General features: G+C 64.0%; 26 protein-coding genes. 15 read left to right on the top strand and 11 right to left on the bottom strand.

Annotation, left to right across the window (positions count from 1 at the left end):
- Positions 1-2 precede the first annotated feature (2 nt).
- From H7F36_RS13055 to H7F36_RS13075, 5 genes are all read right to left on the bottom strand, one after another.
- A complete protein-coding gene (locus H7F36_RS13055; protein WP_187051222.1) occupies positions 3-1,022 on the bottom strand; it encodes a TRAP transporter substrate-binding protein in 1,020 nt (339 codons plus the stop codon).
- A gap of 65 nt (positions 1,023-1,087) precedes the next feature.
- Positions 1,088-1,873: an SDR family NAD(P)-dependent oxidoreductase gene (locus H7F36_RS13060; protein ID WP_187051223.1), complete on the bottom strand. Its 786-nt coding sequence runs from the start codon at positions 1,871-1,873 to the stop codon at positions 1,088-1,090.
- Entirely contained in the window at positions 1,866-2,822 is a 957-nt protein-coding gene (locus H7F36_RS13065; RefSeq protein ID WP_187051224.1) for an NAD(P)-dependent oxidoreductase, read from the bottom strand. Before H7F36_RS13065 ends, H7F36_RS13060 begins: the two co-directional genes overlap by 8 nt.
- A gap of 157 nt (positions 2,823-2,979) precedes the next feature.
- Positions 2,980-3,666, bottom strand: coding sequence for a glutathione S-transferase (locus H7F36_RS13070; RefSeq protein WP_187051225.1), 687 nt, complete (start codon positions 3,664-3,666; stop codon positions 2,980-2,982).
- Positions 3,663-3,998: a hypothetical protein gene (locus tag H7F36_RS13075; protein ID WP_187051226.1), complete on the bottom strand. Its 336-nt coding sequence runs from the start codon at positions 3,996-3,998 to the stop codon at positions 3,663-3,665. The genes H7F36_RS13070 and H7F36_RS13075 overlap by 4 nt, the downstream gene beginning before the upstream one ends.
- A 98-nt stretch (positions 3,999-4,096) precedes the next feature.
- On the opposite strand from H7F36_RS13075, the gene H7F36_RS13080 reads away from it, so the two are divergent.
- The 4 genes from H7F36_RS13080 to H7F36_RS13095 all read left to right on the top strand — a co-directional run bounded on the left by H7F36_RS13080 (position 4,097) and on the right by H7F36_RS13095 (position 8,048).
- Positions 4,097-4,798 (top strand): alpha/beta hydrolase, encoded by a 702-nt coding sequence (locus H7F36_RS13080; RefSeq protein ID WP_187051227.1) that lies wholly within the window; start codon positions 4,097-4,099, stop codon positions 4,796-4,798.
- Positions 4,799-4,912: 114 nt separating this feature from the next.
- Positions 4,913-6,466, top strand: coding sequence for a glutamate--cysteine ligase (gene gshA, locus H7F36_RS13085; RefSeq protein WP_187051228.1), 1,554 nt, complete (start codon positions 4,913-4,915; stop codon positions 6,464-6,466).
- A gap of 149 nt (positions 6,467-6,615) precedes the next feature.
- Complete coding sequence (locus H7F36_RS13090) at positions 6,616-6,996, top strand: response regulator transcription factor (RefSeq protein WP_187051229.1); 381 nt, start codon at positions 6,616-6,618, stop codon at positions 6,994-6,996.
- Between the two features lie 110 nt (positions 6,997-7,106).
- Positions 7,107-8,048, top strand: coding sequence for an SDR family NAD(P)-dependent oxidoreductase (locus H7F36_RS13095; RefSeq protein WP_187051230.1), 942 nt, complete (start codon positions 7,107-7,109; stop codon positions 8,046-8,048).
- A gap of 12 nt (positions 8,049-8,060) precedes the next feature.
- Here the strand turns inward: H7F36_RS13095 and H7F36_RS13100 are convergent, their stop codons facing one another.
- Complete coding sequence (locus H7F36_RS13100) at positions 8,061-8,420, bottom strand: HPF/RaiA family ribosome-associated protein (protein WP_187051231.1); 360 nt, start codon at positions 8,418-8,420, stop codon at positions 8,061-8,063.
- A gap of 151 nt (positions 8,421-8,571) precedes the next feature.
- On the opposite strand from H7F36_RS13100, the gene ylqF reads away from it, so the two are divergent.
- From ylqF to H7F36_RS13115, 3 genes are all read left to right on the top strand, one after another.
- Positions 8,572-9,543: a ribosome biogenesis GTPase YlqF gene (gene ylqF, locus H7F36_RS13105; protein ID WP_187051232.1), complete on the top strand. Its 972-nt coding sequence runs from the start codon at positions 8,572-8,574 to the stop codon at positions 9,541-9,543.
- A 256-nt stretch (positions 9,544-9,799) separates the two neighbouring features.
- Positions 9,800-10,696, top strand: coding sequence for a hypothetical protein (locus tag H7F36_RS13110; protein WP_187051233.1), 897 nt, complete (start codon positions 9,800-9,802; stop codon positions 10,694-10,696).
- Complete coding sequence (locus tag H7F36_RS13115) at positions 10,696-12,141, top strand: MBOAT family O-acyltransferase (RefSeq protein WP_187051234.1); 1,446 nt, start codon at positions 10,696-10,698, stop codon at positions 12,139-12,141. Before H7F36_RS13110 ends, H7F36_RS13115 begins: the two co-directional genes overlap by 1 nt.
- Positions 12,142-12,259: 118 nt before the next feature.
- Here H7F36_RS13115 and H7F36_RS13120 read toward each other — a convergent pair whose 3' ends face one another.
- Positions 12,260-12,475, bottom strand: coding sequence for a hypothetical protein (locus H7F36_RS13120; RefSeq protein WP_187051235.1), 216 nt, complete (start codon positions 12,473-12,475; stop codon positions 12,260-12,262).
- Between the two features lie 110 nt (positions 12,476-12,585).
- On the opposite strand from H7F36_RS13120, the gene H7F36_RS13125 reads away from it, so the two are divergent.
- Together H7F36_RS13125 and H7F36_RS13130 are read left to right on the top strand one after the other, a co-directional pair.
- Positions 12,586-13,542: a succinylglutamate desuccinylase/aspartoacylase family protein gene (locus H7F36_RS13125; protein ID WP_187051236.1), complete on the top strand. Its 957-nt coding sequence runs from the start codon at positions 12,586-12,588 to the stop codon at positions 13,540-13,542.
- A 33-nt stretch (positions 13,543-13,575) separates the two neighbouring features.
- Positions 13,576-13,953, top strand: coding sequence for a hypothetical protein (locus H7F36_RS13130; RefSeq protein ID WP_187051237.1), 378 nt, complete (start codon positions 13,576-13,578; stop codon positions 13,951-13,953).
- A 10-nt stretch (positions 13,954-13,963) separates the two neighbouring features.
- On the opposite strand, the gene H7F36_RS13135 is transcribed toward H7F36_RS13130, so the two are convergent.
- Both H7F36_RS13135 and H7F36_RS13140 read right to left on the bottom strand, forming a co-directional pair.
- Positions 13,964-14,842 (bottom strand): restriction endonuclease, encoded by an 879-nt coding sequence (locus H7F36_RS13135; protein ID WP_187051238.1) that lies wholly within the window; start codon positions 14,840-14,842, stop codon positions 13,964-13,966.
- A gap of 137 nt (positions 14,843-14,979) precedes the next feature.
- Positions 14,980-15,909: a M23 family metallopeptidase gene (locus H7F36_RS13140; protein ID WP_187051239.1), complete on the bottom strand. Its 930-nt coding sequence runs from the start codon at positions 15,907-15,909 to the stop codon at positions 14,980-14,982.
- 169 nt (positions 15,910-16,078) lie between these two features.
- Here H7F36_RS13140 and H7F36_RS13145 point away from each other — a divergent pair, with 169 nt between their 5' ends.
- Complete coding sequence (locus H7F36_RS13145) at positions 16,079-16,660, top strand: hypothetical protein (protein WP_261802268.1); 582 nt, start codon at positions 16,079-16,081, stop codon at positions 16,658-16,660.
- 19 nt (positions 16,661-16,679) lie between these two features.
- Here the strand turns inward: H7F36_RS13145 and H7F36_RS13150 are convergent, their stop codons facing one another.
- Both H7F36_RS13150 and H7F36_RS13155 read right to left on the bottom strand, forming a co-directional pair.
- Positions 16,680-17,228, bottom strand: a complete 549-nt coding sequence (locus H7F36_RS13150; protein WP_187051240.1) for a pseudouridine synthase — start codon at positions 17,226-17,228, stop codon at positions 16,680-16,682.
- Positions 17,229-17,269: 41 nt separating this feature from the next.
- Positions 17,270-17,956, bottom strand: a complete 687-nt coding sequence (locus tag H7F36_RS13155; RefSeq protein ID WP_187051241.1) for a GntR family transcriptional regulator — start codon at positions 17,954-17,956, stop codon at positions 17,270-17,272.
- 191 nt (positions 17,957-18,147) lie between these two features.
- Between H7F36_RS13155 and H7F36_RS13160 the strand changes: the two genes are divergently transcribed.
- Genes H7F36_RS13160 through H7F36_RS13180 form a run of 5 tightly spaced genes read left to right on the top strand, consistent with a single transcriptional unit; the run spans position 18,148 to position 24,025 of the window.
- Entirely contained in the window at positions 18,148-18,927 is a 780-nt protein-coding gene (locus H7F36_RS13160; RefSeq protein WP_187051242.1) for a DUF969 domain-containing protein, read from the top strand.
- 2 nt (positions 18,928-18,929) lie between these two features.
- Positions 18,930-19,886: a DUF979 domain-containing protein gene (locus tag H7F36_RS13165; protein ID WP_187051243.1), complete on the top strand. Its 957-nt coding sequence runs from the start codon at positions 18,930-18,932 to the stop codon at positions 19,884-19,886.
- A gap of 7 nt (positions 19,887-19,893) precedes the next feature.
- Complete coding sequence (locus H7F36_RS13170; protein ID WP_187051244.1) at positions 19,894-20,661, top strand: LamB/YcsF family protein; 768 nt, start codon at positions 19,894-19,896, stop codon at positions 20,659-20,661.
- Positions 20,661-22,286 (top strand): urea amidolyase family protein, encoded by a 1,626-nt coding sequence (locus H7F36_RS13175; RefSeq protein ID WP_187054970.1) that lies wholly within the window; start codon positions 20,661-20,663, stop codon positions 22,284-22,286. Before H7F36_RS13170 ends, H7F36_RS13175 begins: the two co-directional genes overlap by 1 nt.
- Positions 22,283-24,025: an acetyl/propionyl/methylcrotonyl-CoA carboxylase subunit alpha gene (locus tag H7F36_RS13180; RefSeq protein ID WP_187051245.1), complete on the top strand. Its 1,743-nt coding sequence runs from the start codon at positions 22,283-22,285 to the stop codon at positions 24,023-24,025. Before H7F36_RS13175 ends, H7F36_RS13180 begins: the two co-directional genes overlap by 4 nt.
- Positions 24,026-24,050 lie beyond the last annotated feature (25 nt).

Raw genomic sequence — 24,050 nt, forward strand, 5'->3', positions numbered from 1 at the left:
TTTCAGGCGAGCTTGCCGGCGTATTTTTCGAGCTTGCCCCAGGCCTCGTCGCCGAACTTGCCCTTCCACTCCTTGTAGAAGCCGGCCTTGCTCAGCGTCGCGCGGAACGGTTCGACGTCGGGCGTGTTGAAGGTCATGCCCTTGGCCTTCAGCGTGACCTCGACGTTGTTGTTGAGCCGGCGCAGATCGTCGCGCTGTGCCACCACCTTTTCAGTGATGTGCTTGGTGATGATGGCCTGGATGTCGGCTGGCAGCGCGGCCCACTTCTTGGTATTGGACAAAATCCACTGGCCGTCCCACATGTGGTTGGTCATCGAGCAATACTTCTGCACTTCGTACAGCTTGGCGATCTCGATGATGGCCAGCGGGTTCTCCTGTCCTTCGACCACCTTGGTCTGCAGGGCGGAATAAACCTCGGCGAAGTTGATGCTGGTCGGCGATGCACCGAAAGCCTTGAACAGCGAAGTCCACAGCGGGCTCACGGGCACGCGGATCTTGAAGCCTTTCAAGTCTTCAGGCACGACGATAGGGCGCGTCGAGCTGGTGATGTCGCGGTAGCCGTTGTCCAGCGGCTTGTCGAAGACATACAGGTTGGCCTTGGTGATGGCTGCACGCACATGCGCGCCCAGGTCGCCGTCCATCGCGGCCCACACGGTGGCGTAGTCCTTGAAGGCGAAGGCCACGCCGTTGATGCCGGCCACCGGCACCAGCGTCTGCAGGATCAGGCCCGACAGCGGAAAGAAGTCGATGGCACCCGAGCGCACCTGCGAAAGCATGTCGGTGTCGCCGCCCAGTTGGTTATTGGGGAACAGCTGGATGTCGACCTTGCCGTTGGTGTCCTTGCGGATGAGCTCGAGCGCTTCTTTCACGCGCACGTTGGTCGGGTGCGTGACGGGGATGTTGCTGGCCCACTTCATCTGGAACTCGGCGGTCTGCGCGCTCGCGATGTGATGGTTGGCGGTGAGCGCAATGCCGCTGGCAGCGGCGGCTCCTTGAACGAACTTGCGGCGGGAAATGGTCATGGCTGGTCTCCTGGTTTTTTTGAGAGGTCTACGGATAACGATGGCAGTTGAAGCGGATTCGACACTCAATACATCAACAAGCCTCCGTCGGCCACCAGCGTCGAGCCGGTGACGATCGACGCTTCGGGCGAGATCAGAAACGCGATGGCGTTGGCGATCTGCTCAGGGCTCGCGATGCGCTGCTGCACGCTCATCGATTCGAGGCGCTGGCGGTTGCCGGGGATGGCGAGCGGCGCTGCGATCATCGGTGTCTCTGTCGCCCCGGGAGCGACCGTGTTCACGCTGATGCCGCGTTCGCCCAGCGCGCGTGCTGCGTTCTTTGTCAGTGCCAGCACCGCTCCTTTGGAGGCTGCATACGCTGCCGTGCCCGACAGGCCGCCGCCGCGAATGCCCGCCACGCTGGCCACCGTGCAGATGCGGCCGCCCGGCTTCATGCGCAGCGCCGCTTCGCGCATGCACAGCCAGGTGCCGATGACGTTGACGTCGTGGGCACGGCGAAAGATGTCGACCGTCAGATCCATGAACGGCGTCGTGTCGGCCGTGCCCGCGCTGGTGACAAGGCCATGGATCGTGCCGAAAGCCGCTTCGATTTCCTTGAAGGCGGAGACGATGGCGGCCTCGTCTGCAACGTCGGCGACGAAGGCACTTGCAACAGGACCGGCGTCGGATTGCGTTTCCGCGTTAACCCGATCAACGGTCGACTTCAATGTCGCGCCGTCGATGTCGATGCCCGCGACGCGCCAGCCGCGGCTGACCAACAACGCCATCGTCGCGGCGCCGATGCCGCTGGCAGCCCCGGTGACAACCGCGACGGGGCGCGCTTCGACGGCGAATGCTGCGGCTTCAGTCATGCGATGTCTCTCGTTGTTTCGCGCGGTTGAAGTCCGGGTCCATCGTCTTGATGACGGCCGCGTCGTCTTCGTCTGACAAACCGGCCGCGATCGTCGCCTTGAAGATCTGCAGCGCAGCAGCGCCCAGCGGCGTCTCGATGCCTGCGCCTGCCGCCATGTCGACCGCGAGGCCGACGTCTTTGGTCAGGATGTGCGCCTGTGCGCGCGGCGCGTAGTCGTCGCGCAAGGCACGCGCCATGCGGTCTTCGAAAATCCACGAGGCCCCGCTCGATGCGCAGATGACGTCGAACAGTTGCTGGCGGTCGAGCCCCAGCCGATGACCCAGCGCCAGTGCCTCGGCACCCGCGGTAAGGTTGATGCCGGCGAGCATGTTGTTGACCAGCTTGGTCTTCGCGCCATCGCCGATCGTTTCGCTGATGAAAAACACCTTCGATGCGAGGTCGTTCAGTACGCGGTCGAGCCGCTTGACGATGCGCTGGTCGCCAGCCAGCATGAGGGTCATCGTGCCGTTGGCTGCCCGCACCGGGCCGCCGGAGATCGGTGCGTCGAGCGTCGCGATGCCAACCGCGGCCAGGCGGTGTCCGAACTGTGCGCTGTCGATTGGAGATATGGTGGAACAGAGCATCACGACCGGTGCGTTCCCGTTCCCGTTGCCGTTGTCGCGTTCGATGTGACTGCCGTCGCGGCTGCATTGCACGACACCGTCGACGCCGAAGAGCACCTCTTCGATCTGCTTCGCGTTGACGACGACCACGACCAGCAGGTCGGCCCACTCGGCAAGTTCGCGTGGCGATTTGCAGGTGGCGATGCCGGCAGCGGCAGCAGCATCTATCGCCGTGTCGGCAACGTCACGCGCTTGCACTGCGTACCCTTTGCCATGCAGGTTGGTCGCCATCGCCAAGCCCATGGCACCGACACCGATGACACCGACTTTGAGTGGAGATTGCATATGGCTGCCGAAGGTTCGAGGGGTCGGATATTAACCGCGTCGCCTTGCGGGTTTCCCCTCCCTTTCGGGGCCGAGCACTGCCTGTTTGTCGCCTTCGGTGGACGAGGGCCACAAGACGCCTCCGTCGATGTTTTGGCTGCGTGCGGGCGCCGAATGGTTAGCGCGGCGGAAACTCTTCGCCCGTCGTGCCGACTGTCCAGTGCGGATAGCGGTGCATGGCATGGATAAACAGCGCGGAACCGGTCCATTCGTCGAGCCAGGCGCGAAGGCGTGGGCGAGGCTGCGAACCGAACCATGTCGGATCGACCGCTGCGAACTGCCGCACGAACGGCATGAGCGCCGCATCCGCCAGGCTCGCGTTGTCGCCCGCCAGATTGGATGCGCGAGTAAGGCGGTCTTCGAGGTGGTCAAGGAACGGCATGGTGCGATCGCGATGCGCCGAGCCATCGGCCAAGCCCTCCGCCGCGTCGTAGCGGGCCGGGTATTTGTAGCGATCGAGTTGCGCCTTGAAATCCCCGTCGCATTCGGCAATGAGCGCGAGCGCATCGTCGAGCGTGCCGTAAGACGGCCGGAGCCACCCACCGGGGTCGTTGCGACTGAGCGTCCACAGCATGATGTCCAGGCTCTGGTCGATCACCGTGCCGTCGTCGAGTGTCAGCACCGGCACAGTGCCTTTGGGTGAGGCGGCGAGCATATCGGCCGGCTTGTCGCGCAGCAAAATCTCGCGCAACTCGCATCGCTCACCACTTGCCAGCAGTGCGAGCCGTGCCCGCATCGCGTACGGGCAGCGGCGAAATGAATAGAGGACTGGGAGAGGTTGTGGCGAAAGGCGCGGACGGGTCATGTCCCGAAGTGTGATGCGATGGTGGCTCCAAAGGCTTGGGCGTCTTCTTCGTCGCACAGCTCGGCCGCCAGCAACTTGTGCCCCGGCGCCACTGCCGTGGCCGCAATGGCTTTCTTCGGGCACAGCCCGAGGCAGGTCGACTCCACAATGCGCAGGCGCACAGGCGACTGCACCAAGCCGCGCTTGAGCTCCTTGCGTGCCGACCTGGCTTTGAACTTCGATGGTCCGTTGCTGCGTTCTTCGCAATCGCCACAGACCAGCACGACGCCAGCGAACTTGACTTTGACGAGCAGCGAATCGTCGGGTGCGGCTGCGATGTGGGAATGGCTCACGGGTTGTCCTTTTGAGAGACGATCATCCTCGTGATCGGCCGCGCGCGTCGTCAGCGAACCTGCCGTCCGACGGTGCCTGAATGCGATATCGTCTCGCCATGTCATCCGCCCCCCCACGCCCCCCGGTCGAAATCGAGACCGCGCCCGATCCGGTCGCCACTGTCATCCTCATGCACGGACTCGGCGCCGATGGCAACGACTTCGTGTCGATCGTCAACGAGCTCGACCTGTCGGCCGTCGGTCCGGTGCGCTTCGTCTTTCCCAACGCGCCGGTCATCCCGGTCACTATCAACGGCGGCTATGCGATGCCGGCGTGGTACGACATCGCCGTGGCCGATTTCGGATCGCGTGAAGACGAGGCCGGCTTGCGGCGGTCGCGCGTGGCCATCGAGGCGCTGATCGCGCACGAAAAATCTCGTGGCATTCCGGCCGATCGCATCGTTGTCGCCGGCTTTTCGCAAGGCTGTGCCATGGCGCTCATGACCGGCCTGCGCCACGGCGAGCGGTTGGCCGGCATCGTCGGCCTGTCTGGCTACCTGCCGATCGCCTCGACCACTGCCGCTGAGAGACACGCCGCTAACCACGACACGCCCGTTTTCATGGGCCACGGCACGCGCGACGGTGTGGTGCCGATGGCGCGCGCCATCGAGTCCCGGAACGCACTGACCGCCCTGGGATACGGGGTCGAGTGGCACAGCTACCCGATGGAACATTCGGTCTGCATGGAGGAGATCGCCGATGTCAACGCATTCCTGCTGCGCGTGCTGCAGGACGAGGAAGACACGGGAGCCGCCCCATGACCCTGTTACTCGGACAAGCCACGGTCATCTCTACCTGAAACGCCATGGCCCCCAGCCAGCAGCGACGGCCTGACCGTGCTACCTTCCAGCCCCAAGATCGAGGGGCATAACTATATGAGCAGCACATTGCAGAAGCGTTTGGCTTCGCTTTCGCCGGGACGCCTGAAGGGCATGCGCCGCGGCATCGAGAAAGAAAGCTTGCGTTCTGCGGCCGACGGCGCGCTGGCTTTGACGCCGCATCCGTCGGCATTGGGTTCTGCGCTCACGCACCCGCACATCACCACGGATTTCAGCGAATCGCAGGTCGAACTCATCACCGGCGTGCATGGCGATGTCGACTCGGCGCTCGACGAGCTGACCCGTGTTCACCAATTCACGTACCGCGTGCTCGATGCCGCTGGCGACGAGCGGCTGTGGGTGTCGAGCATGCCGTGCGGCTTGCCGACCGACGAAACGATTCCGATCGGGCGTTACGGCTCCTCGAACGTCGGGCGCGCCAAGAGCGTCTACCGCATGGGGCTGAGCCATCGCTACGGCCGGCGCATGCAGACTATTTCCGGCATTCACTACAACTGGTCTCTGCCGGGTGTCGGTAGCGACCAGTACTTCGGGCTGATCCGCAACTTCAGGCGCCACGCGTTCTTGCTTCTGTACCTGTTCGGCGCGTCGCCGGCACTGTGCAGCAGCTTCGTCGCCGGCCGGCCGCACGAACTGCAGCCGCTGGGCGAGGGCAGCGTGCACATGCCGCACGGGACGTCGTTGCGCATGGGCCGGCTCGGATACCAGAGCGATGCACAGGCCTCGCTGGCGGTGAGCTACAACAGCCTCGACGGTTATGGCGCCTCGCTGCAAGACGCGTTGACACGTCCGTGGCCGGCTTACCAGGCCATCGGTATCCAGAACCTGGGCGGCGACTACAACCAGCTCGCGACCAGCCTGCTGCAGATCGAGAACGAGTTCTACGGCACCATCCGGCCCAAACGGGTGATCTACCCCGGCGAGCGTCCGCTGCATGCGTTGCGTGAGCGCGGCGTCGAGTACGTCGAGGTGCGGCTTATGGACCTCGACCCATTCGAGCCGGTTGGCATCAACGCGCAGACCATGCGCTTCATCGACGTATTCCTGCTGCATTGCCTTTTGAGCAACAGCCCCGACGACACGCCGCAAGAAATTGCCGAGCTTGCGCACAACCAGCATTTGACAGCAGCGCGCGGCCGCGAGCCAGGACTCACCCTGCAGCGTGGTGGCCGCGAAGTGCCTTTGGTGGAGTGGGGCGCGGAGCTGGTGGCGGAGTGCCTGCCGATCGCAGCCGCGCTCGATGCGGTGCACGGCGATACGTTGCACAGCGACGCCGTGCATGCGGCCGCCGATGCCCTGCGGAACTCCGGCAGTCTGCCGTCGGCACGCGTGCTGGCCGCGATGAAGGTATCGCACGCCGATTCGTTCACCGACTTCATCAGGGCGCAGTCCGAATCGACGCGCGTTGCGTTGCTCGCCTCGCCGTGGACAGCGGAGCAGCAAGCGAGCTTCGAGCGCATGACGCAGACTTCGATCGAGGAGCAAAAACGCATAGAGGCAGCCGACACCTTGCCTTTCGAAATCTATCGCGAGCAGTACGTGTCGCCGGCGCGCCTGGGGTTGCGTGGGCGCACGGCCATGACGGCCTGAGCGGAACAACCGCACGTCCATGAAGGTGCGTGGTAGGTGCCGACCTACTTGCATTGGCCGGCATGGCTCACCTTCGTGGTGCGAGACGCACGCATGATTAATTGGTGCTCCAGCATTCGTTCCACACACAGCAGCTACCTGACGATCCCATGACTTTCAAGACCTACCTGGTCGAAGACAGCCCGGTGATCCGGGACAACCTCGTCGGGTTTCTCGAAGACATCGCTCACGCCGAAGTCGTTGCCCATGCCAGCACTGAAGACGAAGCGGTTGCTTGGCTGAAGTCGCATCACGACCAGTGGGACATCGCGATCATCGATCTCTTTCTAGAGCAGGGAAACGGTCTGGAGGTCGTCGGCGCTTGCCGCGGCAGGTCGTTGGACCAAAAGGTCGTGGTGCTGACCAACTATGCGACGCCAGCGATGCGTGCGCGGGCCAAGGCCCTGGGTGCCGATGCGTTCTTCGACAAGTCCGCGGAGATCGACGAGTTGGTCGAGTACTGCGAACGGCTTGGCGCCACGCGGCGTTAGCTCGCCCTAAGCCGCGCAGACGTCCCTTCGTGTCGTGTCACGACGGCGCGTCGTCCAGCGGTATCTCTTGCGGTAAAACTGCTTCCTCGATCGACAACGGAACGCTACGCATGAGCAATATCAGCAACACCATAGACAAGATTAGCAAGATCGACTTCGGAGGCCGCGTCGCGATCGTGACGGGCGCAGGCGGCGGCCTCGGTCGTCAGCATGCCTTGGCGCTGGCGCAGCGCGGCGCGAAAGTGCTGGTCAACGACCTAGGCGGTGCACTCGACGGGGCGGGTGGATCGACCAGTGCGGCGCAGCGGGTGGTCGACGAAATCAAGGCTGCAGGCGGCGAGGCCATCGCCAATGGCGCCTCGGTGACCGATTTCGAGGCGGTACAGGCGATGGTGCAGCAGGCGATGGACGCCTGGGGCCGCGTCGACATCCTCGTCAACAACGCCGGCATCCTGCGCGACAAGAGCTTCAGCAAGATGGAGCTCGCAGATTTCAAGCTGGTGGTCGACGTTCATCTGATGGGCGCAGTGCATTGCAGCAAGGCGGTGTGGGCCATCATGAACGCCCAGAAATACGGCCGCATCGTGATGACGACTTCGTCTTCCGGCCTCTATGGCAACTTCGGCCAAAGCAACTACGGCGCAGCCAAGATGGCGCTCGTCGGCCTGATGCAGACGCTCAGCATCGAAGGCGCAAAGAATGACATCCGGGTGAACTGCCTGGCGCCGACGGCGGCCACTCGCATGACAGAGGGCCTGATGTCGAAAGAAGTGCTGGATGCGCTTAAGCCGGAAGCGGTGGTGCCGGCGATGTTGGTGCTCGCGGCGCAGGATGCGCCGACGCGGACGATTTTGTGTGCCGGTGCGGGCACCTTCGAAGCTGCCCACATCACGCTCACCGCGGGTGCCTTCATCGGCATTGGTGCCGATGCGCCGGAGCAGTTGGCCGCACGCCTCGCCGAGGTCACCGACCGCGCCGGCGAGATCGTGCCGCAAAGCGGGTCGGCACAGGGCAGCAACGAAGTTGGCAAAGCGCTAGCCGCCGCGCGTTGAGCGCACGCTGAGTTAATCCGGTATCAGGCTGTCGTCCTTACGGATGGAGTCGTGATCGCGGTGGCTGTTCAGGCGGCCCAACGTGCTGTCGAGCAGGCGCTTGAGCTTGCCGGTAGCGCCGCGGAACGCCTCATCCATGGTGTTGCCATGCTGGGTGACCGCCAGCGGCTGGTGGTGGGCCAGACGGGCCTCCATGACGCAGCACTTGTCGTCGGCTCCGGCCTTGCCATGGTTCTCGTCGCTCAGGTGGATCTCGACCCGCATCACGTCTTCTGCGAAACGGCTGAGGTGCTGCCTGATTTCGGCGTCGGCCCAGCGTTCCAGCGTTTCCTTGTTTTCGACGCCATTGCTTGTATTGACCTGAATTTGCATGTTTGTGTCTCTCTGAGTGCACGCGAATATGCGAACCCCCACTGTGCTCCCAAAATCGGAAAGGCGACTGTAGGTCTCGGGGCACATCACAATTGGTCACTTCAGATTCACGCAACGGGCGCACTGCGCACCGAGAAAGAAGTTAGTCCCCATGGCCATTCAGTGGTTTCCCGGCCATATGCATTTGACGCAAAAGGCCATTGCCGAACGCGTCAAGGACACCGATGTCGTCATCGAGTTGCTCGATGCGCGCTTGCCTGCTTCCAGCGCCAACCCGATGCTGTCGCAGCTCACGTCGTCGCGGCCCACGCTCAAGGTTCTCAACAAGCAGGACCTGGCCGACCCGGCACGCACGGCGCAATGGCTCGCGCACTTCAACGCGCAACCTGCCACGCGCGCGATCGGCCTCGATGCGAGCCAGAGCACGCCGGCACAGCAACTGGTCAAGTCATGTCATGAACTGGCGCCGAATCGCGGTGGTCTCGCCAAGCCGATGCGCGTGCTGATCTGCGGCATTCCCAACGTCGGCAAGTCGACCCTCATCAACACGCTCACCGGCAGCAAGAAGGCCAAGACTGGCGACGAAGCCGGCATAACCAAGCTGGAACAGCGCATCACGCTGGCCGACGATTTCTATCTCTACGACACGCCCGGCATGCTGTGGCCGCGCATCATCGTGGCCAAGAGCGGCTACAACCTGGCCGCCAGCGGCGCCATCGGCCGCAATGCCTTCGACGACGAAGAGGTCGCGCTCGAACTGCTGGCCTACCTGAAGACGCACTATCCGGCGGCCGTCGCGACGCGCTTCAAGCTCGACATGAGCGCGCACGATATCGCGGCCATGAAAGACGAAGATCTGCTGGAAGCCATCGCGCGGAAACGCGGCGCCATATTGGGCAAGGGGCGCGTCAATTTGCAGAAGGCGTCGGAGATCGTGATGCATGAATTCCGTGCCGGCAACTTCGGTCGCATCACGCTGGAAACGCCCGAAGAGTTCGCGCAATGGCTGGCGGCCGGCCAGCAACTCGATGCCGAACGCCAGATGAAAAAGGCCGCGCGAGGAAACAAGCGTGGCGGTGCGGGCGGTGCGCCCGAGGCCGACGTGCCTTCCGAATCGAGTTGACCTGAGCGGCCGTTGCGCTATGGCCCCGGACCGCCAGCGTGGCTGATATTGCCGAGTTCATTCAGCGGGTTTAAGTCACGCAAGGTCGCGGCAAACCGGCTTCGAGGCGGTGAGTGTGGCGATCGGTAGTGTTTACCTTTGGATACACTTGCTGATCTTCACCGTCTTTTGAAAAATGCCATCCGACAGTCCTCAGTCGTTGCGCCGTCTGCTCCGGAGCGTGCTCCTTTTCGTCTGTTTGTTCGCAGTGGTTTGGGTGGCACTCGACTTCGCCCACCAGAAGCTGCGATACGTACAGGCAGGCTCCGATCTGGTTCTTGAGGAAAAGTACGACAAGCTTTCCAAACAAGCGCTTTTTTCGGGGCAGGAGAAGTACCGCGTGATCGCGATGGGCAACAGCAAGACGCTCAGCAGCTTCAGGCCCGACGTCTTCGATGGCGCCTTCCCCGGCGACGTGCGCTCGTACAACTTCGGCTTGCCGGGCGAGTCGCAGTTCCTGCCGGTCCTGCGGTCGATCCTGGCGAGCGGCAATCGCCCGACGCACCTGCTGCTGCAGTTGCCTTGGGCGCCTCCCGATGCCGTTGCCAAGGCATTGCCGCTGCTCAAGGACGACAACCGCATCCTGATGGCGCTGATCCCGTTTCGGCGCTTTTTCCGCGACCTGACGCTGTTCGTCTTTCAGTCGCTTCGGACCGGCGTCGGCGCGGAGTGGACGCGCATCAAGGGCGAGATCGAATCGGTGGAGAAGAACCGCGGCTGGTACTTCATCAGCGGTCAGAGCCGCTATCCGAATGGGCAACTGCCAGCCGACTTTTCTCTGGCTTCAGACAATGCGCAAGCCAAGCCGGTGCGTTCGCTGGCCCCTGCGGGCGACGACTACGCCGGCTTGCTTGCGCTCGCAAAGCAATACGACTTCAAGGTGGTGCTGGTGCCGTGGTCGGCTCGCACCGGTGAATACGCGCCCGCTGACGACAGCGGCAGCAGCGCCGCCAAAGTGGTGTCGCAGTCGCCGTACGTTGCCGAGCGCGGGCCCAACTACTGGCTGTATCCGCCGCCGTCCTTTTCCGACCCGGTCCATATGAATTCTGGCGGTGCCGAGGCCTACACCAAACGTCTCGCGGCCTTTCTCAAAGACGTCGGGGAGTTGAAGTAGTGCTGTTCAATTCCTTCGAATTCTTCGGCTTTTTCGGCATCTTTCTGCTCGTCTATTTTTCGAGCCCGTTTCGCTACCGGCCATGGATTTTGCTGGTCGCCAGCTACGTGTTCTACATGAGCTGGGAGCCGAAGTTCGTGCTGCTGTTGCTGTTCACGACACTGGTCGATTTTTCGACTGCACTGGTCATGGCCAACAGTGGCAAGCCGCATGTGCGCAAGCTCGCGATGGTGACGGCGCTGGTGCTGAACTTCGGCATTCTCATCGTGCTGAAGTACGGCAAGTTTCTGGTTCAAAACGCCGAGGCAGTGGCGCAGTCCGTTGGCGTTGGCGAGCACTGGAACATCGTGCAGCTCGTGCTGCCGGTGGGCATTTCTTTCTACACGTTCCAGTCGGTCGGCTACACGCTCGACGTCTACTTCAAGCGCACGCCGGCAGAGCGAAACCTGCTGACCTACGCACAATACGTCGCCTTCTTCCCGCAACTGGTGGCAGGACCGATCGAGCGGGCCAGACACATGATCGCGCAGTTCAAGGCACGGCATTATTTCAAGGCAGAGAACGTCTCGCCGGCGATGTGGCTCATCGGATGGGGCTTGTTCAAGAAGATGTGCGTGGCCGACCAGATCGCACCGTTCGTCAATGCGATCTACAGCGACCCGGGCAACTATTCGGGTAGCTACACGCTGTTGGCGACGGTGCTGTTCGCCATTCAGATCTACTGCGATTTTTCAGGCTATTCCAGCATCGCGCGCGGCGTGGCCAAGCTGTTCGACTTCGAGCTGATGATCAACTTCAGGCAGCCGTATTTTTCTCGCTCGCTGTCCGAGTTCTGGGGTCGCTGGCACATCTCGCTCTCGACCTGGTTCCGCGACTACCTCTACAAGCCGCTGGGCGGCAGCCGCGGCACGCACTCGAACACGCTGCGCAACGTGCTGATCGTCTTCGTCATCAGCGGCATCTGGCACGGCGCATCGTGGTGCTTCGCGGTCTGGGGCTTGCTGCACGGTGTCGGTCTCGTGGTCGAGCGCATCGTTCGCTGGAACGGACTCGACACCGTCGGTGGCAACGGGACCACAGTGCGATTTGCCCGTGGAGCGTTCGGCTGGGTCGCGACCATGGTCGTGGTGCTGGTCGGCTGGGTCTTCTTTCGCTCGGCCACCCTCAGCGATGCGTGGACCATGCTCAAGGGGTTTCGGCACCTCACCGCGCTTGACTATGGCACTTTCAAGGTGCTGGGCTTCGCGAGCTTCGAGATCCTGCTCGCGGCGTTGTTCATACCGTTCACGTTTATTGTTGAATGGGTCGTGAGCAAAGACCGTTACCAGGACATCGACCAGCTGGTCGGGTCGCGCTTGTCGATCGTGCTCGGTGTGGCGCTGACCTATGTGATCTTGCTGTTCGGCGTGTTCGGCCGACGCGAGTTCATCTACTTCCAGTTTTGAGCCAGAAGCGGCTTGTCGACTTATCGATCTCGTGGGCAGCGACGACAGGAATCTCCGCTATTTTTATGGGGCAGGGCAGAGCCAATATCCTGTGCCCGGTGCCGAGCGTTGACGTTTGTCACTCTTTCAGCTTGATCTTCCCCTCGCGCACGTAGCGGTCGTACTCGTCGCGCGGAATGGCGGTCAGGCCGGCGGTGTTGTCGCCTGCGTCCCAGCTGATGGTTGCGCTGTCGGCGGCCAGATCGACTTCGACCAAGCCCTCGGGGATCGTCAACGGCACGCCGTCGCCGGGGGTGTAGGTCACATGGCCTTGAATGGTTGCGTGGTGTGTCATGGGTGCTCCTGGACTCTGGTGGACTCTGCGTATGACAGTCAATCATTACATGCAATCGTGACCGTGCCGCGTGCCAGCGGACATTGACGAACTTGGGCAAACTTGGCGTCATGACAACCACAACACAACCATCGGTCGAGCCGTCCATCGAAGTGATTCAGGGCGATCTCTCCGCCTACCGCCAAGGCAACACGGGCGTCGACTACGTGCACCGTTTTGACTCGGGCAAGCCCGGCCCGCACGTTCTCGTCAATGCGCTTACGCATGGCAATGAGATCTGCGGCATGGTCGCGGTGAAGCAACTGCTCGATGCGGGCGTGCGTCCGAAGATCGGCACGCTCACACTCAGCTTTGCCCATGTCGAGGCCTACAACGCTTTCGATCCGTCGAAGCCGTACGAGAACCGGCAGATCGTCCACAACCTCAACCGCATCTGGTCCGACGAATTGCTGGGCGGCACCGAAGACAGCCCCGAGCTTCGTCGGGCCCGCGCACTGCGGCCGGTGGTCGCGGCTGCCGATCACATCCTCGACATCCATTCGACCAGCCAGGACGTCGTGCCGTTCTGGGTGTATCCCGACTTCGCCCGCAATGCCGATGCCGCGCTCGCCATGGGGTTGCCCTCGGTTCACCTCGTCATGCCCAACGGCTTAGGCTCCGGTACGCCGCTGATCCAGCACGGCTTGCATGCCGGTGCCAACGCGCCCGGCGCCGCCATGGTCGTCGAATGCGGCCAGCATTTCATGCAGAAGACAGCAGATGTTGCAGTCGAAGTGACCGCGCGTTTTCTGGCGTACTTCGGCGTTGTCGACCGTTCAGGCCCAGCGCCCGTTCTCGCTGCGCAGCGCCGCTTCGAATTGATCGAGACGCGCATGGTCATGACTGACCATTTCAAGTTCACGCGACCGCTGATTGGCTTCGAGACCTTTGCCAAGGGCGAACTCATCGCGACCGATGGCGATGCGATCGAAATCCGCTCGCCGTGCGACGACTGCACCGTGTTCATGCCGACGCGCGCGCCCATCATCGGACGCGAAGCGGTCTACCTTACCAAGCCGATTTCCTGAAGCGATCGACCTGAAGCGAATGACCTGAACCGAATGACTCTCGCGCGCTGGGCCGGCGTGGCCTTCGTTTTCCTCTGGTTTGGGCTCGGCGGCATCGCGCACTTCGTCGCGACCGACACAGAGATGCGCATCGTGCCGCCGTACATTCCGTGGCCGCGTGCCGCGGTGTTGATCAGCGGCGGGTTCGAGCTGCTAGGCGCTGCAGGCTTGCTCTGGCAACCGACGCGTCGCGCTGCCGGCATCGGGCTTTTTTTGCTGACTCTTGCGGTGACACCAGCGCACTTCTACATGCTGCAACGGCCGGATTTTTTTCCGTCGATTCCGTACTGGGCGCTGATCTTGCGGCTGCCGATTCAGGTCGCGCTGCTGGCGCTCATTGCCTGGATCACAGCAGAGCCGCCGCCGCGTTGATCCGCCGAGGTCAGTCCGGCGTGTCGCCGTACGCCACCGCGAGCAACGCCGCCTGCTGCTCCGGCGTGCGAAGGGCGATCAGCTTCAGCAGCGCCGCGCCGTCTTGCGCCTGAATGCCGTGCTCCTTGGCAAAGGCAAGCGCATCGGGCGTGAAGGTCGAGCTGGTGACGTAGCTGCCGTGCTTGAGCTGGTTTGCCTTCATCACGCCGAAGAAGTCGCGCAGGTCTTTCAAGCCGACTGGCTTGGAGGGCCGATGCTTGCACTGGACGATGCGCGGCGCGTCCATGCGCTTCGATTGAAGCCAGAGGTGGACGCCGCCTTGCTCGCCGTGCGACTTGGCATGCGTCGCAAAGCCGACCTGCGCAAAGAAGGCTTCGGACAAAGCCTCGAAGCGCTGCCATTGCATGGTGGCCAGCACCTGCGTGCTCCAAGCGTGCTCACGGTGCTGGACTGGCGTTGCGGCGGGCATGCGCAGCGCGTACGGCACCTCGGTCGTCGAAAGGGATGGGGGGGGCGCAGGATAGGTCTCCTCGAACTCGAGGACGGGTTCTCGCTTGAATATCGATGACGAGTCCATCAACCGGCCGACACTGTCCTTCGGCGCCTCTTCGCTGTCGCCACCCCATTTCGCTGCCGCTGCGCCGCGCCGCATCGTGTAGTGCAAACCCAACAACACCGCACCCGAAATCAAGGCGGCCCAGCCCGCCGGCCGCAGCGCCTGTTCAACGCGCTCGGCGATGGAGCCATGCACCAGGGCCGGAATCACGGTCAGCAGCACGACGCCGGCAACCAACGTCATCAGGCCGGTTCCCAATAGCGCGTTGCCCGTGCGGGCACGAATGACCGGGGCGGCGGGGCTGGCGCGATCGTCTGTAATTTGCGTTGTCATGACCGGCGGTGCTTTCGTAAATAGGGAGGCGCGCCGACTTTATGAGGCAAAACTGCTTACAGCGCAATGCGCATGCTTGGAAGCAGCTAGCAAAAACGCAGCGAAACCGCACGCGAAGCAGTTCACGAAAATACGGTTTAAAGCTTGGCGTCAGGCGAAAACACGAACAGCGCCGGGTCGACCATCGCGCGGTTGAGCATCACCGACCAATGCAGATGCGGCCCGGTCACGCGGCCGGTCGCACCGACGGCAGCAAAGCGCTCGCTGGTTTTCAGCACGTCACCGGGCTTCACGTCGATCGCGCTGAGATGGCAATACATCGTGAGCAGACCGCCGCCATGGTCGAGCCAGACCGTATTGCCGTTGAAGAAGTAGTCGCCGGTGTCGATGACGCGACCCGGCATCGGCGCCAGCACCGGCGTACCCGTGCCAGCCGCGATGTCCATCCCGCTGTGCGGATTGCGCGACTGCCCGTTGAAGACGCGGCGCAGCCCGAACGAGCTGGAGCGACGGCCCGGCACCGGCACGCGCATGTGCAGCGACGGCGCTTGCGGCAAGGGCTCGGTGAAGGTCGCCATGACGATTGCCAGATGATCGCGCTCGCGCTCGTAGCGGGCTTGATCGGCCGGCGACAGGTCCACCGTGCCGGGCGCGACGTTCAGCCGCTGTTCGCGGTATTGCTTGGGCGCTATCGCATAGACGATTTCACGCATGGCCGCGTCGTCTTTGGCCTGTACCGCGATGCGTGCCTCCCCGGGCGCGGCCGCGAGCGGAATGCCGACCAGGGTGGTCCATTCGGTCGGGTCGCCGAGCACCAGCAAGGGCACCTTGTCGGTCGTCATCGCACGGGGTCGCATCGCGGCTGCGCCAAGCGACAAACGCGCAACGCCGCCCGGCACCTGCAACGCGTTGGGCCAGACATCGGCAGCCGACGGCGACGTGACGCGTGATGTGGAAGGAGTGGTCTTCATTCCAGCGAGAGCGGGAAAGGCGGGCAGCGCCACCAGGCCGAGTGCGCCGAGCACGGCAGAGCGCCGATGCAATGCGAAAGTTATAGGGTAAGGCATGCCGTCAGTCTAGCCACGACGACACGCCCATCGCATGCGTTGCCAAACCGCCATCAAAGTCACATTGCACTCGGCCAAGCGGAGGCTGCGAGGTCGAACGGGCGGCTTTGCGCTGTGACAATCGTGCCGCTTCGTCTTGAACGCAGCTTACAAAATCAGGGAGTTGGAATTGATCCATTCGAAGAATGTTGGCCGCGCCGCGCGTGCGCTTACCGTGCTGGCTGCCGCAGTAGCCACCGCCGGTTTGCTCGTCGCTTGCGGCACCCGCGGGCCGGTCGCGCCGGAGCCGCCGCCGCCTTCGGCCACTGCGAGCAACAGCATCGTCATGCCGCGCATCACCTATGGCAGCACACCCAAGGGCGTAAAAATCCTGAAGTCGGACGACAACTGCGACGTGCCCGCCTTGCTGCGCCAGAACGTGCAAGACCAGCTCGAAGAACCGCTCTTGTATCTGTTGCCTGCAGCGACCGCAGGCGCCGAGGCGGCACCGGTGTTGAAGATCGAAATCACCGACCTGCTTGCCAACGCTGGCGGCATCTATGGCGGCCCCAAGATCGTCGACATCCACGGCACGCTCGAACGTCCGGGCGTGGCACCGACCCAGTTCACCGCGCGGCGTCAGATGTTCATCTACTTCGGCGTTCCGCGCTCGACCTGCAGCATGGTGGGTAGCGTGACTTACACGCTGGGCAGCGACATCATCAAGTGGATGAAGAAGCCGGTCGACGGTGCATTCCTCGGCGAGCGCTGAGCGACTCGCGCTCGGACGCTCACACAGCGACAGCGGCCGTCTTCATGCTTCCCGGCGCCAGACCGTCGAGCGTGTACGGCCCGATCGCGGCGCGAATCAGCCGCAGTGTCGGCAAGCCGACGGCCGCCGTCATTCGCCGCACTTGCCGGTTGCGGCCCTCGCTGATCGCCAGCTCGATCCATGCCGTCGGAATCGCCTGGCGGACGCGGATCGGCGGTTGCCGGTCCCACACGTCGGGTGCCGGGTCGAGCAGGCGCGCACGTGCCGGGCGGGTGATGCCGTCGTTCAGCTGCACACCCGCGCGCAGTGATGCCAGCGCGGCCTCCGTCGGCACGCCTTCGACCTGCACCCAATAGGTCTTCTCCATCTTGAAACGCGGATCGGCAATTCGCGCCTGCAACGGGCCGTTGTCGGTGAGCAGCAACAGCCCTTCGCTGTCGGCATCGAGCCGGCCCGCCACATAGACGCCGGGGATGTCGATGAAGTCTTTCAGGCCTTGCCAGCGGCCTTCAGCGGTGAACTGGCTGAGGACGCCGTAGGGCTTATTGAAGCAGATGAGGCGGGGCATCGACACAGGTGGGGGCAATGAGCGGCAGCATAGCCGCGGCCTCAAATGCCCCAGCCGGAATCGCTGATGTGCCGCGCATACACCGCGAGCACGATGCGTTCGGAGTGCACGAGGTAGTCGTTGAGCGCTGCAGCGGCGCGGGCGAATTCGCCGCCCTCGGCCAGTTCGAGGATGTTGATGTTCATGTCGACATACGGCGCGTGCAGGAACTCCGGGTCTTGCAGCAAACCGAAGGCCAGCCGCAACTCGGCCAGCACTTGCGCGAAGAGCAGGTTGAGGCGCTCGCTGTCGGCCAGCTCCACGATGGCCATGTGGAATGCCATGTTGGCAGTACCCGCGCCGAGCCAGTCGCTGTCGGCGCGGCAGCGCAGCGCGGTTTCGACGGCGTCGCGCATCTTCTTCTTGGCCGGATGCCGAGGGTAGGCCTGGCCCAGCGCCTGGCATTCGATAAGGCGCCGCACCCGATAGATGTCGATGATCGACGCAATGCTCGGAATCGCCACGAACACGCCGCGGTTCGGAGAGTGCTTGACCAGGCCGTCCTTGGTCAGCATGCGGAACACCTCGCGCAACGTGTTGCGCGAAATGCCGAGACTGTCGCTCAACGTCTGCTCCGAGAGCCGCTGTCCGGGTAAAAACTCGCCCCGGGTGATGCGCTGACGGAGCTCTTCCGCCATGCGTTCGCTCAGCGTCCGGACCGCGGGGGAAGGTGAAGCGGGCAGGCTCATATTCCCCGCGTTTTAGCAGATGAGTGGCCATATCTGCCTTCAATTGCTCAACGAGTGTCGGGTTATTCCCTAGGAATTGGCACGCAACTTGCGAACGATTCTTCTGTAATTGTTGAACAATCAATAGCTACTGACTCATTCAAAAATCCGGGTGCTTGAGTCACCCACGATCACTTTCAGGAGTATCCGCCGTGCCCACTGCTATCAATCTCTGGCCCCTGCTCGGGGTCGCCGTCATCATCGTCGGGTTCATCCTGCGCTTCAATCCGATGCTGGTCGTGATCGTCACGGCCATCGTCACCGCCTTTGCCGCGAACTTTCCGGTCGACAAGATCCTCGCCACCATCGGCACCGGCTTCATCAAGACGCGCAACTTGCCGCTGATCATCCTGCTGCCGCTCGCGGTCATCGGTTTGCTCGAGCGGCACGGGCTGCGGCAGCATGCGCAGCGCTGGATCAGCGGCATCAAGTCGGCCACCGCGGGCCGCTTATTGATCGTCTACCTGGCCGCGCGCCAGCTGACCGCAGCCGTCGGCCTCACCAGCCTCGGCGGGCATCCGCAAATGGTGCGACCGCTGCTCGCGCCGATGGCCGAAGGTGCAGCCGAAGCCCGTTTCGGTGCGCTGCCCGACCGCGTCCGCCACAAGTTGCGAGCCTTCTCGGCGGCGACGGACAACGTTGGCCTGTTCTTCGGCGAAGACATCTTCGTGGCCTTTGGCGCCATCGTGCTGATGACCACCATCCTGCGCGAATTGGGCATCGAAATCGAGCCGATTCATGTGGCGTTGTGGGGCATCCCGACCGCCATTTGCGCCTTCGTGATCCACGCCTGGCGCCTGCGGCGGCTCGACAAGTGGCTGAACAAGGAGATGAGTGGGCAGACGCCATCGGACGTCGACCCTGACAACGTCACGGCCAGTCTCGCGGACACTGCCACTGCCACTGCCACTGCCGCGGTGAAGGGAGCCTGATCATGACGCTCACCATCACCCACCTCTACGACCTCGTCGGCATCATCCTGGCCATCACGGCCGTGATGACGCTGATGGACAAGCATCATTCCAAGCGCTACTCCAGCGCGTTCTTCTGGGCGCTCTATGCGCTGGTGTTCCTCATCGGCGATTTCATTCCGCCGGTGTGGGTCGGCGTCGGCGTCATCGTCATGGCGCTGATCGCGGCCTTCGGCGGTGTGGGCATCGGCCATCACGCGGCGCGCACGCCAGCGCAATATCTGGAGAGCGCCAAACGCCTCGGCAACAAGCTGTTCATTCCGGCGTTGGCGATTCCCGTGGTCACCATGATCGGCACGCTCTCCGCGAGCCACCTGATCTTTGGCGGCGTGCCACTGCTCGACCCGAAGAACACCACGCTGGTGAGCCTGGGTGTCGGTTGCATCGTCGCGTTGGCTTTGGCCTGCAAGCTCACACACGAAACGCCCATGCAGGGCATCCGTGAATCGCGCCGCCTGACCGATGCGCTCGGCTGGGCGCTGGTGCTGCCGCAGATGCTGGGCATGCTGGGGCTCGTCTTCGCCGACGCGGGTGTGGGCAAGGCCGTCGCGCACATCACCACCACCTACATCAACATGGACGTGCGCTTCTTCGCGGTGGCGGTCTACGTGATCGGTATGGCGCTCTTCACGGTGATCATGGGCAACGGCTTTGCGGCCTTCCCCGTGATGGCAGGCGGTGTCGGCGTACCGATCCTGGTCGGCGTGTACCACGGCAACCCGGCGGTGATGGCTGCGATCGGCATGCTCTCGGGCTATTGCGGCACCTTGCTCACGCCGATGGCCGCCAACTTCAACATCGTGCCCGCCGCGCTGCTGGAGTTGCCGGACAAGAACGCGGTGATTCGCGCGCAGGTACCCACGGCGCTCACGCTGCTGGCGTGCAACGTCTTCCTGCTGTACTTCCTCATGTTCCGCTGAGTTCGGTATGCAGATGGACCTGAACAGCGACCTCGGCGAAAGCCTCGGTGCCTGGCGCATGGGCGACGACGACGCGATGCTCGGCATCGTGAGCAGTGCCAACGTGGCATGCGGTTTTCATGCCGGTGATGCGGCCGGCATCCTGCAGACGCTGAAGCGCGCGAAGGAGCGAGGCGTGGTGGTCGGCGCGCATGTGGCATACCCGGATCTCGCCGGCTTCGGCCGCCGCAACATGGACGTGGCGAGCGCCGACCTGCAGGCCGATGTGATCTATCAGATCGGTGCGCTCAAGGGCCTCGCGGCCGCCGCCGGCACCACGGTGCGCTACGTCAAGCCGCACGGCGCGCTCTACAACACCATCGCGCACGACGAGCGGCAGGCACGCGATGTGATCGCGGCCATCCGCGCGATCGACTCATCGCTCTGCCTCGTCGCGCTGGCCGGCTCGCCGCTCATCGCGTGGGCGCGCGCCAGCGGTCTGCGCACCGTGGCCGAAGCCTTCGCAGACCGTGCCTACATGCCCAACGGCACGCTGGTGTCGCGCCGCGAAAAAGGCGCGGTGCTGCACGACGCGCAAGAGGTAGCGGCGCGCATGTTGAAGCTGGCGACAGAGGGCGTGGTCGAGGCCATCGACGGCAGCACGGTGCGCATCGAAGCCGACTCGGTCTGCGTGCACGGCGACAGTCCCGGCGCGGTGGAGATGGCGCGCGAAGTGCGGGCGCTGCTGGAGCGCTCCGGTGTCGCGATCCGCTCCTTCGTCGGGGCCGATCGATGATGCGGTTCTTGCCGGTCAACCTGGATGCGCTGCTGGTCGAGCTCGACGATCTGCCGCAGACGCTGGCGCTGCTCGCGTCGTTGCAGGCCGAGCCTGTCCACGGCATCGAAGAGATGGTGCCGGCGGCGCGCACGTTGCTGGTTCGCTATCGCTCGTCGATGGTGTCGCGCGCGGCGCTGGTCGCTGCGATCGGCGCACGCAGCCTGGACGCGACCGTCGAGCGGACGTCGACGTTGATCGAGATTCCGGTCAGCTACAGCGGCGAGGATCTCGACGAGGTCGCGCAGATGCTCGGTATTACGCGGGAGGAGGTCATCCGGCGCCATACCGGCAGCGAGTACACGGTGGCGTTCACCGGCTTCGCACCCGGCTTCGCTTATCTGAGCGGCGGTGATCCTGGCCTCGACGTGCCGCGCCGCACCACGCCGCGCACGCGCATCCCGGCCGGCGCGGTCGGGCTCGCGGGGCAGTTCAGCGGTGTGTATCCGCAGGCCAGCCCCGGTGGCTGGCAGATCATCGGCGTGACGGCAACACCGATGTGGGATCTGTCGCGCGACGTGCCAGCGTTGTTGCAGCCTGGCTTTCGCGTGCGCTTCGTCGATGTGACGCAACGGGCTGCCGTTGCGCTGGCGCCGCAAGCCCTGGTTGCCGGGCCATCGACAGCCACAACAACATCAACGGCATCCCCAGCAGCGCCGGTCGCAGCACACGAAGGTTCGTCACTCGAAATCCGCAGCACCGGCCTGCAGGCACTGTTCCAGGACCTGGGCCGTCACGGCCAGGCCGGGCAGGGCGTGTCGGCCTCGGGTGCGATGGACCGGGGCGCCTTGCGCGCGGCAAACCGACTCGTCGGCAATCCCAGCGATGCGGCTTGCGTGGAGATCGTCTACGGCGGCTTTCATGCGGTGTGCCATGGCGACGCTGTCGTGGCGTTCACCGGCGCTGAGGCACCAATCGAAGTAACGACCGCGAGCGGTCTGCGGCACGCAGCTTCGGGTTACCAAGCCATCGCACTTTCGGATGGCGACGGCGTCGTGCTCGGCGAACCGCGCGCAGGCATTCGCAGCTACCTTGCAGTGCGCGGCGGCTTCACGGCCGAGCCGGTGCTCGGCAGTCGGTCCACCGACACGCTGGCCAACGTCGGCCCTGCACCTGTCGCCGCTGGCGACACGCTGCCGATCCACCGCTCGACGCGCGGCGCCATCGTCGGTGCTGCCGAGCAGCCGCCACACGACCTGCCTACAACGCACGAGGTCGTCACGCTCGACGTGGTGATGGGCCCGCGCACCGACTGGTTCACCTCGGAGGCGGTCGCGCTGCTGGCGAGCCAGTTGTGGAGCGTCACGCCGCAATCCAACCGCGTCGGTTTGCGTCTTGCGGGCGAGCAACCGTTGACACGTTCGAACCCGGCCGAACTCCCGAGCGAAGGCACTGCGCTCGGCGCCATCCAGGTTCCGCCGAGCGGACAGCCGGTGCTGTTCCTGGCCGACCATCCGCTGACGGGCGGCTATCCGGTCATCGGCGCCGTCGCGACCCATCACCTCGACCGCGCGGGGCAAATCCCCATCGGTGCCCGCGTGCGCTTCAACCCGATCCAGCCTTTCGAATTCGACATCACGCCATGAAAAAAGTCCTCATTGCCAACCGTGGCGAAATCGCCGTGCGCATCGTGCGCGCCTGTGCCGACTACGGTGTGAAATCGGTGGCGGTCTATGCCGACGCCGACCTCGACGCGCTGCATGCGCGCATGGCCGACGAGGCCTACGGGCTCGATGGTCAGCGGCCCGCCGACACCTACCTCCACATCGACAAGCTGTTGGCCATCGCGGCGCGCAGCGGCGCCGATGCGGTGCACCCGGGCTACGGCTTTTTGTCGGAGAACGCCGGCTTCGCGCGTGCCGTGATTGGCGCGGGGCTGATCTGGGTCGGCCCACCGCCGGAAGCGATCGACGCGCTCGGTGACAAGGTGCAGGCCCGCAAGATCGCGCTCCAGGTCGGCGCACCGTTGGTCGCCGGAACGCCGGGCCCGGTGAACAACGCGCAGGAGGTCATCGCCTTCGCGGAACAGCATGGCTTGCCGATCGCGATCAAGGCCGCTTTCGGTGGCGGTGGTCGCGGGCTCAAGGTGGCATGGCGCATGGACGAGGTCGCCGATTGCTTCGAATCCGCGGTGCGCGAAGCCATCACCGCCTTCGGTCGTGGCGAGTGTTTCGTCGAACAGTTCCTCGATCGACCTCGCCATGTCGAGGCGCAGGTGATTGCCGACATGCACGGCCACGTCGTCGTGCTGGGCACGCGCGACTGCTCGCTGCAGCGGCGCAACCAGAAGCTGGTGGAAGAGGCGCCCGCGCCGTTCCTCACCGATGCGCAACGCGAGCGCATCCATGCGTCGGCACGGGACATCTGTGCGAAGGCGGGCTACGTTGGCGCCGGCACGGTGGAGTTTTTGCTGAGCCCATCCGGCACGATTTCGTTCCTGGAAGTGAACACGCGGCTGCAGGTCGAGCACCCGGTCACCGAAGAAACATCGGGCATCGATCTGGTGGTCGAGCAGTTGCGCGTGGCCGATGGCTTGCCGCTGTCGATCACGGAAACGCCGGTGCCGCGCGGCCATGCTTTCGAGTTCCGCATCAATGCCGAGGACGTCGGTCGCGGCTTCTTGCCTGCGCCGGGTGCCGTGCGCGTGTTCGATGCGCCTTCGGGTCCGGGCGTGCGCGTCGATACGGGCGTGGTGTCGGGCTCGACGGTGCCAGGCACCTTCGATTCGTTGATGGCCAAGCTCATCGTCACCGGCGCCACGCGTGCGCAAGCCATTGCACGCGCACGTCGGGTGTTGAAGGAGTTCCGCATCGAAGGCGTCGCGTCGGTTTTGCCATTTCACCGCGCGGTGATGGCGCATGCGGACTTCACATCGGCGGATGAGTTCAAGGTGCACACGCGATGGATCGAAACGGACTTTGCGAACACGCTCGCTGCGGCAGCGCGCTCCGAGCCTGGCGTGTCTGACGCGCCGTTGACTCGTACCGCCATCGAGATCGATGGGCGCCGCATGGCGCTCGGGTTGCCGGCCGAGCTGCTCCGTGGATTGCAGTCAAGCTCTTCCGGCGGCGAGACTTCGGCAGCCGAAGCGCTGGCCATCGCCATAGAGATCGACCCCGCAACGGTCGCCGCGCCGATCACCGGCACGCTTCAATCTTGGAAAGTCGCTGATGGCGACACCGTCGCTGCAGGCGACCCCATCGCGTCGATGGAAGCCATGAAGATGGAGATGCAGGTGGCTGCACATCGCGCGGGTCGCATCGCGCTCAAGGTGGAGCAGGGCGCCTACGTCACGGCCGGAACCGGCATTGCAGAGATTCGATAGACGGCAAGCAAAGGCACCATCGGCT

Source organism: Variovorax sp. PAMC28562, from assembly GCF_014303735.1.
Taxonomy (GTDB): domain Bacteria; phylum Pseudomonadota; class Gammaproteobacteria; order Burkholderiales; family Burkholderiaceae_C; genus Variovorax.